At 70.2% G+C, this 14,108-nt stretch carries 12 protein-coding genes; 7 read left to right on the forward strand and 5 right to left on the reverse strand.

Annotated elements, in window-relative coordinates; translation table 11 throughout:
* The first annotated feature begins 30 nt into the window (after nt 1-30).
* On the forward strand, nt 31-1,470 hold the full coding sequence (locus SLW52_RS04645; RefSeq protein ID WP_295965296.1) for a rhomboid family intramembrane serine protease: 1,440 nt from the start codon (nt 31-33) through the stop codon (nt 1,468-1,470).
* A gap of 66 nt (nt 1,471-1,536) precedes the next feature.
* Here SLW52_RS04645 and SLW52_RS04650 read toward each other — a convergent pair whose 3' ends face one another.
* On the reverse strand, nt 1,537-2,817 hold the full coding sequence (locus tag SLW52_RS04650; RefSeq protein WP_295908711.1) for a hypothetical protein: 1,281 nt from the start codon (nt 2,815-2,817) through the stop codon (nt 1,537-1,539).
* Between the two features lie 255 nt (nt 2,818-3,072).
* Between SLW52_RS04650 and nudK the strand changes: the two genes are divergently transcribed.
* On the forward strand, nt 3,073-3,675 hold the full coding sequence (gene nudK, locus SLW52_RS04655) for a GDP-mannose pyrophosphatase NudK (RefSeq protein ID WP_017915167.1): 603 nt from the start codon (nt 3,073-3,075) through the stop codon (nt 3,673-3,675).
* Nucleotides 3,676-3,804: 129 nt separating this feature from the next.
* Here the strand turns inward: nudK and SLW52_RS04660 are convergent, their stop codons facing one another.
* On the reverse strand, nt 3,805-4,257 hold the full coding sequence (locus SLW52_RS04660; RefSeq protein ID WP_320744234.1) for a GFA family protein: 453 nt from the start codon (nt 4,255-4,257) through the stop codon (nt 3,805-3,807).
* A 58-nt stretch (nt 4,258-4,315) separates the two neighbouring features.
* Nucleotides 4,316-5,935 (reverse strand): helicase HerA-like domain-containing protein, encoded by a 1,620-nt coding sequence (locus tag SLW52_RS04665; RefSeq protein WP_320739295.1) that lies wholly within the window; start codon nt 5,933-5,935, stop codon nt 4,316-4,318.
* 221 nt (nt 5,936-6,156) lie between these two features.
* On the opposite strand from SLW52_RS04665, the gene SLW52_RS04670 reads away from it, so the two are divergent.
* The gene (locus tag SLW52_RS04670; protein WP_267117059.1) at nt 6,157-7,755 is read left to right on the forward strand and encodes a transglycosylase SLT domain-containing protein; all 1,599 of its coding nucleotides are present in this window, start codon (nt 6,157-6,159) and stop codon (nt 7,753-7,755) included.
* A gap of 448 nt (nt 7,756-8,203) precedes the next feature.
* Here SLW52_RS04670 and asd read toward each other — a convergent pair whose 3' ends face one another.
* Together asd and SLW52_RS04680 are read right to left on the reverse strand one after the other, a co-directional pair.
* Complete coding sequence (gene asd / locus SLW52_RS04675) at nt 8,204-9,049, reverse strand: archaetidylserine decarboxylase (RefSeq protein ID WP_267093789.1); 846 nt, start codon at nt 9,047-9,049, stop codon at nt 8,204-8,206.
* On the reverse strand, nt 9,046-9,696 hold the full coding sequence (locus tag SLW52_RS04680) for an SCO family protein (protein ID WP_010340523.1): 651 nt from the start codon (nt 9,694-9,696) through the stop codon (nt 9,046-9,048). The genes asd and SLW52_RS04680 overlap by 4 nt, the downstream gene beginning before the upstream one ends.
* A gap of 79 nt (nt 9,697-9,775) precedes the next feature.
* On the opposite strand from SLW52_RS04680, the gene prmB reads away from it, so the two are divergent.
* From prmB to SLW52_RS04700, 4 genes are all read left to right on the forward strand, one after another.
* A complete protein-coding gene (prmB, locus tag SLW52_RS04685; protein ID WP_320739294.1) occupies nt 9,776-10,702 on the forward strand; it encodes a 50S ribosomal protein L3 N(5)-glutamine methyltransferase in 927 nt (308 codons plus the stop codon).
* 10 nt (nt 10,703-10,712) lie between these two features.
* Entirely contained in the window at nt 10,713-11,816 is a 1,104-nt protein-coding gene (gene aroC, locus SLW52_RS04690) for a chorismate synthase (RefSeq protein ID WP_048489501.1), read from the forward strand.
* On the forward strand, nt 11,809-12,843 hold the full coding sequence (locus tag SLW52_RS04695; protein WP_295921909.1) for a D-glycerate dehydrogenase: 1,035 nt from the start codon (nt 11,809-11,811) through the stop codon (nt 12,841-12,843). The genes aroC and SLW52_RS04695 overlap by 8 nt, the downstream gene beginning before the upstream one ends.
* A gap of 100 nt (nt 12,844-12,943) precedes the next feature.
* Nucleotides 12,944-13,969: an aspartate-semialdehyde dehydrogenase gene (locus tag SLW52_RS04700; RefSeq protein ID WP_295865434.1), complete on the forward strand. Its 1,026-nt coding sequence runs from the start codon at nt 12,944-12,946 to the stop codon at nt 13,967-13,969.
* Nucleotides 13,970-14,108: the final 139 nt, after the last annotated feature.

Genomic DNA, 14,108 nt, shown 5'->3' on the forward strand with positions numbered 1-14,108 from the left:
TGGCGCCGCCCCGCACATGGACGTTCTTCGATGTTGATCCTGCCGCTGCACAAGCCGCTGTCGCGGGACAATTTTCCGTTGGTCACGCTGCTGCTGATCCTGCTCAACATCGCGGTGTACGCGGGCTGGCAGCGCCACGACGCGGCGCCGCTGCGGCAGGCGCAGCGCTACTACCTGGACTCCGGTCTCGGTGCGCTGGAAGCGCCGGCCTACGCGCGCCATCTGGAACGCAGCGGTCAGCGCGATGCGTTGGCGCAACTGCAGCAGGTGCCGGCGGCGGAGCGGCCGGCCTTCGTCGGCGCCGCCACCGTGCACGACGTGCGCTTCGTGCAGGCCATGCGCGACGGCAGCGCCTTCGCCGATGCCGATGCACAGCAGGCGTGGACGCCGCTGCGCGCGCATTACGACGCGCTGCTGCAGCGCGTGTTCACCCTGCGCCATGTGCAGCGCAGCTCGGAATGGGCACCGGCGCGCATGCTCAGCGCGGCGTTCCTGCACGCCGACGCCATGCACCTGCTCGGCAACATGCTGTTCCTGCTGGCGCTGGGCACGCTGCTGGAAGGCGCGATCGGCGGCTGGCGGTTCCTGGCGGTGTACCTGCTCGGTGCGTTCGGCGCCAGCGCGGCCAGCCTGTGCTGGCGCTGGGGCGAGGCAGGGGCGGGCCTTGGCGCGTCCGGTGCCATCGCCGCGCTGATGGGCGCGTTCTGCGTGGTGTGGGGACGGCGTCCGGTGCGCTTCTTCTATTGGGTGGCGGTGCTGTTCGACTACGTGCGCGCGCCGGCCATCGTGCTGTTGCCGCTGTGGCTGGGCTGGGAGCTGTACAACCTGCTGTTCAACGGCGATGCCGGCATCGGCTTCGACGCACATGCCGGTGGGTTGGTGGTCGGCGCGCTGCTCGGTGCGGTGCTGGTGGCGACCGGGCAGACGCGCGAGGCGTTCCTGCGCGATGAGGACGGGCCACCGGCCGACGACCGCTGGGACCGCGCGCAGGCGCATCTGGGGCGGATGGAGCACGTCCAGGCCGGCGCATTGCTGGACGCGCTGGCGGCGGAAGCGCCGCGGCGCTTCGATGTGGCGCTGGCACGCTACCGCCTGGCCGCGAACGCCGGCCAGGTCGCGACGGCGCGGCTGCGTGCGTTGGACGTGCTGCGCCTGGCGGCGCCGTCCGTGCAGGAGGCGCAGCAGCAGGCGGCAGTGCTTGCCGCGGCCGGCGATCTGGATGCGTCGACGCGCGCGGCGTTGTTCGCGCGCTGGATGACGCTGGGGATGCTGGCCGAGGCCGAGGCATTGCTGGCGCAGGATGCGGTCTCGCCACGCGAGCAGCAGGCGCAGGCCTGGTTCCGGCTGGCGCTGGGCCACGGCGAACGCCAGGCTACAACGGAGTGGCGGCGCGTGCTGGAGGCGCTGGTCGCGCGTTACCCGGACCTGCCGCAGGCGGACAAGGCGCGGTTCCTGCTCGCCAATGCCTGAGGGCGCTGCTCGGCACGCGTGGGGTGCGCAGTGCCACCCCTCGTTCGGCACGCCGCGCAGGACGCGCTAGACCGGCGCGATCGTCACCGCGCGCAACGCCGCCTGCAGCTTGCCGCGCTGCACCTCGTCGTCGCAGCGGCTCAGCGCGTGTTCCAGCAGGCCGCGCGCCTGCGCGTCCTCGCCGAAGCGTTCGGCCAGCAGCAAGGCAGCCTGCAGCGACCAGGTGCTGTGTTCCGGTGCCTTCGGCCAGGCACGCAGCGCGGCCTGCAGGCCGTCGGCGGCGAGCCGGAACTGGCCGGCCAGCTGCGCGCGTTCGGCCAGCAGCGTGGCCTGTTCCGGCAGCAGCGGCACGAAGTCGGGATCGGCATCCAGCGCCTCGCGCTGCAGGGCCAGTGCCCGCCGTTCCTGCTTCTCCTGCAGCAGCCGGTGGATGTACTGGCGGGTGTGCTCGCGGCGTTCGTCCTGGCGCGCACTGCCGCGCAGCAGACGCTGGTACAGCTCGTGCACGCCCAGGCTCACCGCGCGGGTGCGCACTTCGCTGCGCAGCACCTGCAGCGCGTCGTCGGTATGGCCGTCGCGCACCAGCTGTTCGGCCTCGTCGAGTACGCGCTGGTCCGGGTCGTGGCGGGTGAAGCCGCTCGCGGCGTCGGCGGCAGGTTCGTAGCCCAGCACGGCGTGATACTGGTAGACCAGATAGCCCATCAGGTGGAAGGCGGCGAACAGGCCCCAGATCGTCACCACGGTGACCGCCAGGTCGGCGACCAGTGGCGGCAGGACGCGCTGCAGCCAGGCGGCGGCACCCAGCGCGCTGGCCTGGATCACGAACAGCAGGCCGAACGCGGCCAGGTACGGCCAGCCGATGCGCAGCGCCAGGCCGATCGACACCGCCGGGTTCAGCGCGCGGCGCAGGCTGCCGTCCATCGCCAGGGAAATCAGGATGCCCGGCTGCAGCAGCACCACCGCCAGCAGCATCAGCAGGCCGCCGACCGGCCCGGTCAGCAGCAGCGCGGCGAACACCGCCACGCCGAGCAGGATCATCATCGCCAGCAGTCGCAGCACCACGCCGTCGCCGATGTCGAAGCCACGTTCCGGCGCGTCCAGGTAGCCATCGGCGGTGTGCCGCAGGATCTCGAAGGCGTACTTGTAGATGGCCAGGGTGGTGACGATGCCCAGGATCCAGCCGATGCCGGGCAGCATGCCCAGCAGGCTGCACAGGGTCAGCGCGATCAGCGCGTATAGCGCGCCGCCGCGCAGCGGATACAGCGCGATGGCGCGGGTGCGCGCCCAGAACGGTTCGGGTGTGCTGCGGTGTACGCGGCTCGCGCCCGCGCGACGACGGTCTTCCATGACGCCCCCTGTCTACGAAGTGTGACGATTGTGCGGGTCGGCTGCGGCGCACGCAATCGGGAGGCTGGCTGGGGCGGCGGCGCGATGCGGACGGCGGCACCGAGGGAGTGTGGTCGGTTGCGCAAAGCGCACCCCGTGCCGGCGCGCAGGGGTGCGTGCTGGCTACACTGCCCGGTCGAACGGCGGCAGAGGTGTGGCGGGTGCCGCGCCTGCGGCCTGCCGTGATCCCTTGTCCCTTGTCCCTTGGAGTTTCGCTTGGACCCTTCGTTCGTTTCCGGCAACCCGCGCGTGCGCGTCACCAACATCGAAGTGCTGTCGGACAACTGGTACGTGCTGCGCAAGGTCAGCTTCGATTTCCAGCGTCACGACGGCAGCTGGCAGGCACTCACGCGCGAGGCCTACGACCGCGGCAACGGCGCGACCATCCTGCTGTACAGCCGCGCCAAGCGCACGGTGATGCTGACCCGCCAGTTCCGTCTGCCGACCCTGCTCAACGGCAACCCCGACGGCATGCTGATCGAGGCCTGCGCCGGCCTGCTCGATCGCCACGATCCGGAGACCTGCATCCGCAAGGAGACCGAAGAGGAGACCGGCTACCGGATCGAGAACGTGCGCAAGGTGTTCGAGGCGTTCATGAGCCCCGGCTCGGTGACCGAGCGGCTGTACTTCTTCGTGGGCGAGTATGTCGATCGCGACAAGGTCGGTGCAGGCGGTGGCGTGGCCGCAGAGGGCGAAGAGATCGAAGTGCTGGAGCTGGCGCTCGATGCCGCGTTGGCGATGATCGACACCGGCGAGATCGCCGACGCCAAGACCATCATGCTGCTGCAATACGCCAAGCTGCACGGTTTGCTGGCCTAGCGTAGCTTTATCGGTTCTTGTCTCTGCGGGTGGCATCGTCAGGATCGAAGGCCGCGCCTAACCGCGAATCCAGCGTTCTGAACGCTGCGCCTGTCGATCGCCGGTGACGACGGTGTGCGGCAGGCATGCTCAGGTGTCAGCGATGACCCATTGCACGTCCGGCACCCACGCCTGCCGCCATCGGGCCATTTTTGTCTCGGCGTCCAGCCATTGCGGGGACACCGGTGCTGCGGCCCCCAACGCCGGCGTCTTGTTCAGACAGCCGACATTGACGGCACCGTAGAGCCGCCCCTGATGCTCGAACGTGACGGCGACCAGCACCCCGCACTGGCGGCACAGCTGGAATTGCGCGGCCTCTGCACCCTGGCGATAACGATGCACGGCCTCGGCATGCGTGGCCGTCAGTCGCAGCGTGCCGGCGGGATCGGAAACGTAGGCCGCACCATGCTTCTGGCAGAAGCTGCAGTCGCAGGCGCGCGGACGGATGTCCTCGGCCGCTTGATCCGTCGAGAACGCGACGGTCAGGCAGCCGCAGTGGCAGCTTCCCTGGAGCGTTGTCGGCTTGTCTTGCCGCGACATCATTGAAAGGCGCTCATCGCGTTCCTGTCCATGCTGGAGCTTCCTTTGACGTCGGCCGCGCTCAGCGCTTGCCGCCGAAGATACTGCCGAAGATGCCGCGCACGATCTGCTGGCCGATGCGGTTGCCGATGGTGCGCGAGGTCTGCTTGGCCATCGCCTCGAGCATGCCCTGGCGGCGCTTGGTGCCGAACACCGCGTCCTTGACCGCCTGGCCGAAGCCGCTGTCCTGCGCTTCGTCCTGTTCGCGGGTGCGCGCCGGCGGGGCGGCGCTGTGGTCGGCGCTCTGCTCGACCCGGCGCGCCAGCAGTTCCGCCGCCGATTCGCGATTGACCGGCGTGTCGTAGCGGCCGCCGACCGGGCTGCCAGCGCGCACCTGCGCGCGCTCGGCGTCGGTGATCGCGCCCATGCGGCAGCGCGGCGGGGCGATCAGGGTCTGCTGCACCGGTGCCGGCACGCCCTTGTCCTGCAGCGTGGACACCAGTGCCTCGCCGGTGCCGAGTTGAGAGATGGCCTTGGCCACGTCCAGCTTGGGATTGGCCACGAAGGTTTCGGCGGCGGTGCGCACCGCCTTCTGATCGCGCGGCGTGTAGGCGCGCAGCGCGTGCTGCACGCGGTTGCCGAGCTGGCCGAGGATGTTGTCGGGCACGTCGTCCGGGAACTGCGAGCAGAAGTACACGCCCACGCCCTTGGAGCGGATCAGCCGCACCACCTGCTCGATGCGCTGCACCAGCGCCGGCGGCGCATCGTCGAACAGCAGGTGCGCCTCGTCGAACACGAACACCAGTTTCGGCTTGTCCAGGTCGCCCACTTCCGGCAGCCGCTCGAACAGTTCCGACAGCAGCCACAGCAGGAAGGTCGAGTACAGCCGCGGCTTGAGCACCAGTTGCGCGGCGGCGAGGATGCCGATCACGCCACGACCGTCGTGGTCGACCCGCATCAGCTCGGCCAGGTCCAGCGCCGGCTCGCCGAAGAAGCCTTCGCCGCCGTCCTGGGCCAGGCGCAGCAGCGCACGCTGGATCGCCGCCACCGACGGCGCGCTGACCAGGCCGTACTCGGTGGAGATGTCCTTGCGCTCTTCCACCACCAGCGCCAGCAGCGCGCGCAGGTCGTCCAGGTCGAGCAGCAGCAGGCCGCGGTCGTCGGCCAGCTTGAACACGATGTCGAGCACGCCGGCCTGGGTGTCGTTGAGTTCCAGCACGCGCGCCAGCAGGGTGGGGCCCATCTCGCTGACGGTGGTGCGGACCGGATGGCCGAGCTTGCCGTACAGATCCCAGAACAGCACCGGATTGGCCGCGGGGGCGTAGTCGGCCACGCCGATCTCCCGGGCGCGCTGCAGCACCTTCTCGCTGCCGTCGCCGGGCATTGCCAGGCCGGCCACGTCGCCCTTGACGTCGGCCAGGAACACCGGCACGCCGATGCGCGAAAAGCCTTCGGCCAGCGTCATCAGGGTCACGGTCTTGCCGGTGCCGGTGGCGCCGGCGACCAGGCCGTGGCGGTTGCCCAGGCGCGGTTGCAGCAGCACTGCGATGTCGTCGGTCACGCCTTTGCCTAGCAGGATCGGGTCCATATCGGGGTCCGCAGTGAGATGCCCGGATTCTAGAACGTACGCGGCATGGCCGAACGCGTGCGAGCTACCGTGGGCGCGCTGCGCCGGCCTGCAACTGCCGGCACTCCCGGCCAACCGCGGTCCTTGCGAGGTGTGGTCGTTCGCGGGGGCGGCACCGGCGTGGCGGACGACATCGGTGGCGCGGGAGCCAGCGCGCGCGGTACTTGTGTTGCGGTGCGGGATGGCCGCCAGCGATGAACCCTGGCCCCGCCGCGGGCCGGACCCTGGCCGCCGCGACCTTGCCGCGATGCGACGGCGGGGGCTACCCTGCGGCCTTTCCGTCGCCGCGTCCCACCATGCCCCTTCCGTTCCGCTTCACCCACGCGTGGCCCGTCGCGGCTGCCGTGGCGCTGACCTGCACCGCTCCTGCCGCCCAAGCCCGCGTGTCCGCCCGCGACCAGGCCGCCATCGCCGTCCTCGACCAGCGCCTGGCCGCCGCCGAGAAGCGCTACAACGACGCCCTGGTGCTGGTCGGCAACAGCGACCCCAAGGGCACCCAGGAAAGCGACGCCGCGCTGGAGGACATCGAGGACGTGATCCAGGCCTGCATCAAGCAGCGCGGCTGCGAGGTGGGCACCTATCTGGGCGCGTACAAGCGCCTGCTGAAAGCCAAGGCCGACGCGCAGGGCCAGGCCAGCGACACCGATGCCGCCGACGACGACTCGGCGCCGCTGCAGGCCGACCCCGACCACATCAGCCCGCTCGCCGCCGACGTGCCGGAAGCCGCGCGCGCGGCGCGCCTGCTCAACGACAAGCGCCACGCCTTCGATTCGATGGTGGAGTACAACCCGGCGGTACAGGCCGGCATCCGCCGCTGGCTCACCGACATGCGGCCGGCACTGATGAGCAGCTACGAGAACTACCAGAACCTGCGCGCGATCATGTGGCCGGAATGGGAGAAGCGCGGCCTGCCGGAAGCGCTGTTGTTCGGCATCATCGCCAAGGAGTCCAACGGCCGCGTGCACGCCAATTCGCGGGTGGGTGCTGCCGGGCTGATGCAGTTCATGCCGGCCACCGGGCGCCGCTTCGGCCTGGGCCCGGACGGTACCGGCTTCGACACCCGCTACGACGCGCGCAGCGCCGCCGAGGCCAGCGCGGTCTACATCAACGAGCGCATGGGCGAACTCAACCGCAGCGTCGAACTGGCGCTGGCCGGCTACAACGGCGGCGAAGGCCGCGCCGCGCGCGTGTTCAACCAGATGCCCGGCCGTAGCTTCTGGGACGCGTCGGTGTACAACCAGTTCCCGGCCGAGACCAAGGACTACGTGCCGATGGTGATCGCCGCGGCGTGGATCTTCCTGCACCCGCAGCAGTACGGCGTGGCCTTCCCCAAGATCAATGCGCAGCCGGCCACGCTGCGTCTGGCCAAGTCCACCACCATCTACGAACTGACCATCTGCCTGGGCAGCGACGGCACCCGCGACGGCTACATGCGCGCGCTGCGCAACCTCAACCCGCGCTACGAGCCGGACGGCTGGATCCCGGCCGGGGTGACCATCAACGCCACCACCAAGATCGTCGGCCTGTACAACCGCTACTGCGTCAGCGGCCCACGCGCCGACCTGGCGCGCGCGCTGATCACCGCCGACGTCACCTCCGCCGTGCGCAGCGGCAGCCCGGCGCCGGTCGCCGACCTCACCGGCAACGTGGCGGTGGGCGACGTCAGCCCGGTCGCCGGCGTGCCGACCACGGTGGCCACCGGCCGTCCCGCGCCGGCCAAGCCCAAGCAGAAGCAGGTGCGCAACTACCGCGTGGCCAAGGGCGACACCCTGGGCCGGATTTCCGATCGCCACGACTGCGACCTGAAGGAGCTGGCCAAGGCGAATGGCTTGCGTGCGCCGGGTTATGCGCTGAAGCCGGGGCAGTCGCTGAAGCTGGTGGGCTGCGAGAAGTAGGGCGCTGTCGCTCCCTTCTCCCACCGGGACCATGGCCCCCTTTTCGGAGGGAGGTGGCGCGCAGCGCCGGATGAGGGTGCGGCTGCCGCGGTGTTGTGTGTGCGGCTTTTCGGTCATCCATTGCGGGTTGGTGGTCTGTCACCTTCCATGCGTCGGGACTGAAGTCCCTCCCACAGTGGGGCCATTGCATCTCGCGGGTCGCTGGCATGAACGTCGACCGCGAGATCCAAGCGCGATCCCCATCCCTTCTCCCCTCGGGACCATGGCCCCTTTTCGGGGGAAGGTGGCGCGTAGCGCCGGATGAGGGTACGGCGGCCGCAGTGCTGGCGCGTGTGGCTTTTCATCTACCCATTGCAAGCCCGGGTTCTCTCACCGCCAGCGCGTCGGGACTGAAGTCCCTCCCACAAGGGTGTCTCTACACAAAGGGCCGCAGCGCGGCCTGCGCACCTCAGCGCACCAACCGCGCCAGTGCCTGTCCCAGCCGCACCGGCGATTCCGCCTTCAGCGTCGGGTCGAACGCGGCCACGCCGGGCGGCAGCAGCACGATCACCGTGGAGCCGTAGTTGAAGCGCGCCATCTCCTCGAACCGCTGCAGGGTAATCCCCTTGCCGCGCCAGTCCTTGCGGGTGATGCGGTCGGCGTAGCGCGGGATCTCCACGCCGCTCCACACCGTTTCCACGCCGGACACCAGCAGCGCGCCGACCATCACCGAGACCATCGGGCCGAAGTCGGTGTCGAAATGGCAGACCAGGCGTTCGTTGCGCGCGAACAGGCGCGGCACGGTGCGTACCGCGTCGGTGCCGACGCTGAACAGCCGCCCCGGCACGTGCACGGTTTCGCGAAGGGTGCCGGTCCAGGGCATGTGCACGCGGTGGTAGTCGCGCGGCGACAGGTACACGGTGGCATACAGGCCATTGGCGAATGGGGCCGCGGCCGCGTCGTCGCCGAGCAGTTCGGCGGCGGTGAACGACTGCCCCTTGGCCTGGAAGATGCGTCCGTCCTCGATCCGGCCGAGCTGGCTGATGCGGCCGTCGGCCGGCATCAGCAGCGCCTGCGGATCGGGATCGGCGACGCGCGCGCCCGGCTTCAGTGCGCGGGTGAAGAAGGCATTGAAGGTCGGGTAAGCGGTCGCGTCCGGTTGCGCAGCCTCGCTCAGGTCCACGCCGAAGCGGCGCACCACCGTGTCGATCAGCCACTGCTTGAGCCCGGGCCGCGACGAATAGGCCAGGCGCCGCGCCAGCGAGGACAGCAGCCGGTGCGGCAGCACGTAGGTCAGGCGGGTGGTCAGGCTCATGGGGCGGTGGCCTTGGTCAGGGCCTGCAGGTCGGCGGCGATCGCGGCGGCATCGAACGGCGGGCGGATCAGCCCGGCCTGGCGGCCCTGCGGGTCGAGCACCGCGATCGCGGCGGAGTGGTCCATGCTGTAGTCGTTCGGGTTCTCGGCGTAATGCTTACCCGGCACCTTCTGGAACACGAAGCCCAGCGCGGTGGCGAAGCGCTCCAGCTCGGGCACGTCGGCGGTGGCGGCGATGGTGTCCTTGTGGAAGGCGTGGGCGTACTCGCCCAGCCGCGGCAGGGTGTCGCGCTGCGGGTCGACCGAGACGAACAGCACGCGCGGGCGCAGCGTGTCCGGCAAGGTCTCCCATTGCTTCTGCGCGCGCGCCAGGTCGGCCAGGGTGGTCGGGCACACGTCCGGGCAGGCGGTGAAGCCCAGGAACACCAGGGTCCAGTGGCCCTTGAGCTCGCCCGGCACCAGCGGCGTGCCGTCGGTCTGGCGCAGGTGGAAGTCGGGCAGGGGCCGCGGCTGCGGGTACATGCGCACCGTGCGGGTCTCCGGCCAGGCCGGGGCGGCGCTGCCGCCGAAGTACTTCTGGGCCAGCAGCAGCCCCAGGCCGGCGGCCAGGGCAACCACCAGGACGATGCCGAAGGTGCGGTTGAACATACTGATTTCCCATGCAACGAACGCTCATCATAGCGGCCGGGCCTCTATAATCGGGGGCCGAATTGCCTTGCCTGTTGCCATGACTGCCGACGCGGCCGCCGAACTCCACACGATCATCGACCTGATCCGCTACGGCACCAGCCGTTTCAACGCCGCCGGGCTGAGCTTCGGCCACAGCTACGACAACGCCCTGGACGAGGCCACGCAACTGGTGCTGCACGCGCTGCACCTGCCGCACGACCTCGGCCCGGCCTACGGCAGCGCGCGGGTCACCACGCCGGAGAAGGCGCAGGTGCTGGCGCTGTTCGAGCGCCGCATCGCCGAGCGCATCCCCGCCGCCTACCTCACCGGCGAGGCCTGGTTCGCCGGGCTCAGCTTCAAGAGCGATGCGCGCGCGCTGGTGCCGCGCTCGCCGATCGCCGAGCTGATCGAAGCCGGGTTCGAGCCGTGGCTGGCCGGCCGCCCGGTGGAGCGCGCGCTGGACCTGTGCACCGGCTCGGGCTGCATCGCCATCGCCATGGCCCACTACAACCCGAACTGGCAGGTGGACGCGGTCGACATCAGCGACGAGGCGCTGAGCCTGGCCGCCGAGAACAAGGAGCGGCTGCTGGCCGACAACGTCGAACTGGTCAAGTCCGACCTGTTCGCCGGGTTGGGCGGGCGCCGCTACGAACTGATCGTGACCAATCCGCCCTACGTCACCCACGCCGAGACCGACGCGTTGCCGCCGGAGTACGCGCACGAGCCGGAACTGGGCCTGCGCGCGGGCGACGACGGCCTGGACCTGGCGCTGAAGATCCTGCGCGACGCGCCGGCGCACCTGAGCGAGGACGGCCTGCTGATCTGCGAAGTCGGCGAGTCCGAACGCGCGCTGGCGCAGCTGCTGCCAGAAGTGGACTTCGCCTGGGTCGAGTTCAAGGTCGGGCAGATGGGCATCTTCGCGGTGGAGCGCAGCGAGCTGCTGACGCACCATGCGCGCATCGCCGCGCTGGCCGCGGACCGGTGACGCAAGCGACATGAGCGCGAACAGTTTCGGCAAGCTGCTGACCGTCACCACCTTCGGCGAATCGCACGGGCCGGCGATCGGCTGCGTGGTCGATGGCTGCCCCCCGGGGCTGGAACTGGACGCCAGCGAATTCGCCCACGACCTGCAGCGCCGCGCCACCGGCAAGAGCCGGCACACCTCGGCGCGACGCGAAGCCGATGAGATCGAGATCCTGTCCGGGGTCTACGAGGGCCGCACCACCGGCACTCCGATCGGCCTGCTGATCCGCAACACCGACCAGCGCAGCAAGGACTACACCGACATCGCCCGGCAGTTCCGTCCCGGCCATGCCGACTACAGCTACTGGCAGAAGTACGGCATCCGCGATCCGCGCGGCGGCGGGCGCTCGTCCGCGCGCGAGACCACCATGCGCGTGGCCGCCGGCGTGATCGCCAAGAAGTGGCTGGCGCAGCGCTACGGCGTGCGCGTGCGCGGCTACCTGTCGCAGCTCGGGCCGCTGCTGCCGCAGGGCTTCGCCTGGGAGGCGGTGGAGGACAACGCGTTCTTCTGGCCGCATGCGCCGCAGGTGCCGGAGCTGGAGGCGTACATGGATGCGCTGCGCAAGTCCGGCGATTCGATCGGCGCGCGCGTGACCGTGGTCGCCGACGGCGTACCGGCGGGCTGGGGCGAGCCGATCTACGGCAAGCTCGACGGCGAACTGGCCGCGGCGATGATGAGCATCAATGCGGTCAAGGGCGTGGAGATCGGCGACGGTTTCGCCGCGGTGACCCAGAAGGGCACCGAGCATCGCGACCTGATCGCGCCGGACGGCTTCCAGTCCAACCACGCCGGCGGCGTGCTCGGCGGCATCGCCACCGGCCAGCCGGTCGTCGTCTCGGTGGCGTTCAAGCCCACTTCCAGCCTGCGCCTGCCCGGCGCCACGGTGGACGTGGACGGGCAGGCGGTGGACGTGATCACCACCGGCCGCCACGATCCCTGCGTCGGCATCCGCGCCACCCCGATCGCCGAGGCGATGATGGCGCTGGTGCTGATGGACCAGGCGCTGCGCCACCGCGCGCAATGCGGCGACGTCGGCACGGTGACCCCGCGCATCCCCGGCGGTGGCGATGGCTGAGTCGCGGCCGCGGGTGTGGGTCAGCCAGCCGCTGTTCGACGATGTCGTCGCACGGCTGGGCGAGTATTGCGCGCTGACCACCACCGCGGGCGTGACCAGGTATTCGCCGCAGGACCTGACGCAGGCGCTGGCGCCGCTGGACGGCGCCCTGGTCACCCTCAACGAACGCATCGGCGCCGCCGAGATCGCCGGCGCGCCGCGGCTGCGCGCCATCGCCAACGTCGGCGTCGGCTACAACAATCTGGACCTGGATGCGCTCAGCGCGGCCGGCATCGTCGCCACCAACACCCCCGATGTGCTCACCGAGACCACCGCCGATCTCGGCTTCGCCCTGCTGATGGCCGCCGCGCGCCGCGTCGGCGAGGCCGAGCGCTGGCTGCGCGCGGGGCAGTGGCAGCAGTGGTCGTTCCAGACCATGCTCGGCGCCGATGTCCACGGCAGCACGCTCGGCATCCTCGGCATGGGCCGCATCGGCCAGGCCATCGCGCGCCGCGCCGCCGGCTTCTCGATGCGTGTGCTGTACCACAACCGCAGCCGCCTGCCGGCCGAGGTGGAGCGCGCGCATCGCGCCGAGTACGTCGGCTTCGACGACCTGCTAGCGCGCGCCGACCACCTGCTGCTGGTGCTGCCGTACAGCGCGCAGTCGCATCACATCGTCGACGCCGCCGCACTGGCCAAGATGCGGCCGACCGCGACGCTGGTGAACATCGCCCGCGGTGGCCTGGTGGATGAAGTCGCACTGGCCGACGCGCTGGCCAACGGGCGTCTGGCCGCGGCCGGACTCGACGTGTTCGAAGGCGAGCCGGCGATCCGTCCGGAGCTGCTGGCGCTGCGCAACGTGGTGCTGACCCCGCACATCGGCAGCGCCAGCGTGGCCACGCGCCGCGCGATGGTGTCGCTGGCGGTGGACAACCTGCTTGCCGCCCTGGGCATCGGCGCCGACGCCGGGCGCCCGCCCAACGCGCTGAACCTGGACGCGATTGCCGCGGCCGGCGGCGCGCGGGCGATTGCGGACAAAAAACGATAGGGAGCCTGCGGCGCCGCGCGCGACGCGCACGGCAGGTTCCCCGAATCCACGTGGCAGTGCGGCTGTTCCTCCCCTTCTTTTTCTGCGGATCGAATCTTCCATGAGCAATGCAACCCGTCGTTTCAACGTCGCCGTCGTCGGTGCCACCGGTGCCGTCGGCGAGACCATGCTGAGCATCCTCGCCGAGCGCGATTTCCCCGTCGCCACGCTGTACCCGTTGGCCTCCGAGCGCTCGGCCGGCGGCCAGGTCGAGTTCAAGGGCCACAAGGTCACCGTGCTCGACCTGGCGACCTTCGATCCGAGCGGCGTGGACATCGCGCTGTTCTCGGCCGGCGGCGGCATCTCCAAGGAATACGCGCCGAAATTCGCCGCGGCCGGCGCGGTGGTGATCGACAACTCCTCGACCTTCCGCTACGACGACGACGTGCCGCTGGTGGTGTCGGAGGTCAATCCGCACGCGCTGAAGCAGCGTCCGCGCGGCATCGTCGCCAACCCCAACTGCTCGACCATGCAGCTGATGCCGGTGTTGGCGCCGATCCACAAGGAATACGGCATCGAGCGCATCAACGTGGCCACCTACCAGTCGGTGTCCGGCGCCGGCCGCTCGGGCATGGAGGAGCTGGGCAAGCAGACCGCGCAGTTGCTGGCGTTCCAGGACATCGAGCCGCAGAAGTTCCAGGCGCAGATCGCCTTCAATCTGATCCCGCACATCGACGACTTCCAGCCCAACGGCTACACCAAGGAAGAGATGAAGCTGGTGTGGGAGACGCAGAAGATCCTCGAGGACAGCAGCATCCTGGTGAACCCCACCGCGGTGCGCGTGCCGGTGTTCTTCGGCCATTCCGAAGCGGTCAACATCGAGACCAAGCGCAAGATCACCGTCGAGCAGGCGCGCGCGCTGCTGGGTCAGGCGCCGGGCGTGGAAGTGGTCGACGAGCACAAGGCCGGCGGCTATCCGACCCCGGTGACCCATGCCTCCGGCAAGGACCCGGTGTTCGTCGGCCGCATCCGCGAGGACTTCTCGCACCCGCGCGGCCTCAACCTGTGGGTGGTGGCCGACAACATCCGCAAGGGCGCCGCGCTCAATGCGGTGCAGTTGGCCGAGCTGGTTGCCCTGGAGGGCTGAAAGCCGGGACCCGGGTCCCGCGGGTTCATGGCGTGGCGGCGTGGCTGGCCGCGCGGCCTGATCGTGTGGCGGAGTGGAGCGAAGGCCGGGGCGCGAGCCCTGGCTTTTTGTTTGGAAAATGGAAGTCGCAGGTATCCGC

This window comes from Xanthomonas sp. LF02-5, assembly GCF_034105325.1.
Lineage (GTDB): Bacteria > Pseudomonadota > Gammaproteobacteria > Xanthomonadales > Xanthomonadaceae > Xanthomonas_A > Xanthomonas_A sontii.

What these genes read in the sequence shown, in the direction of transcription:
- SLW52_RS04645 (WP_295965296.1), top strand. Translation starts at nt 31, where the DNA reads ATGTTGATCCTGCCGCTGCACAAGCCGCTGTCGCGGGACAATTTTCCG.
- SLW52_RS04650 (WP_295908711.1), bottom strand. Translation starts at nt 2,817, where the DNA reads ATGGAAGACCGTCGTCGCGCGGGCGCGAGCCGCGTACACCGCAGCACA.
- SLW52_RS04660 (WP_320744234.1), bottom strand. Translation starts at nt 4,257, where the DNA reads ATGATGTCGCGGCAAGACAAGCCGACAACGCTCCAGGGAAGCTGCCAC.
- SLW52_RS04670 (WP_267117059.1), top strand. Translation starts at nt 6,157, where the DNA reads ATGCCCCTTCCGTTCCGCTTCACCCACGCGTGGCCCGTCGCGGCTGCC.
- asd (WP_267093789.1), bottom strand. Translation starts at nt 9,049, where the DNA reads ATGAGCCTGACCACCCGCCTGACCTACGTGCTGCCGCACCGGCTGCTG.
- SLW52_RS04680 (WP_010340523.1), bottom strand. Translation starts at nt 9,696, where the DNA reads ATGTTCAACCGCACCTTCGGCATCGTCCTGGTGGTTGCCCTGGCCGCC.
- prmB (WP_320739294.1), top strand. Translation starts at nt 9,776, where the DNA reads ATGACTGCCGACGCGGCCGCCGAACTCCACACGATCATCGACCTGATC.
- aroC (WP_048489501.1), top strand. Translation starts at nt 10,713, where the DNA reads ATGAGCGCGAACAGTTTCGGCAAGCTGCTGACCGTCACCACCTTCGGC.
- SLW52_RS04695 (WP_295921909.1), top strand. Translation starts at nt 11,809, where the DNA reads ATGGCTGAGTCGCGGCCGCGGGTGTGGGTCAGCCAGCCGCTGTTCGAC.
- SLW52_RS04700 (WP_295865434.1), top strand. Translation starts at nt 12,944, where the DNA reads ATGAGCAATGCAACCCGTCGTTTCAACGTCGCCGTCGTCGGTGCCACC.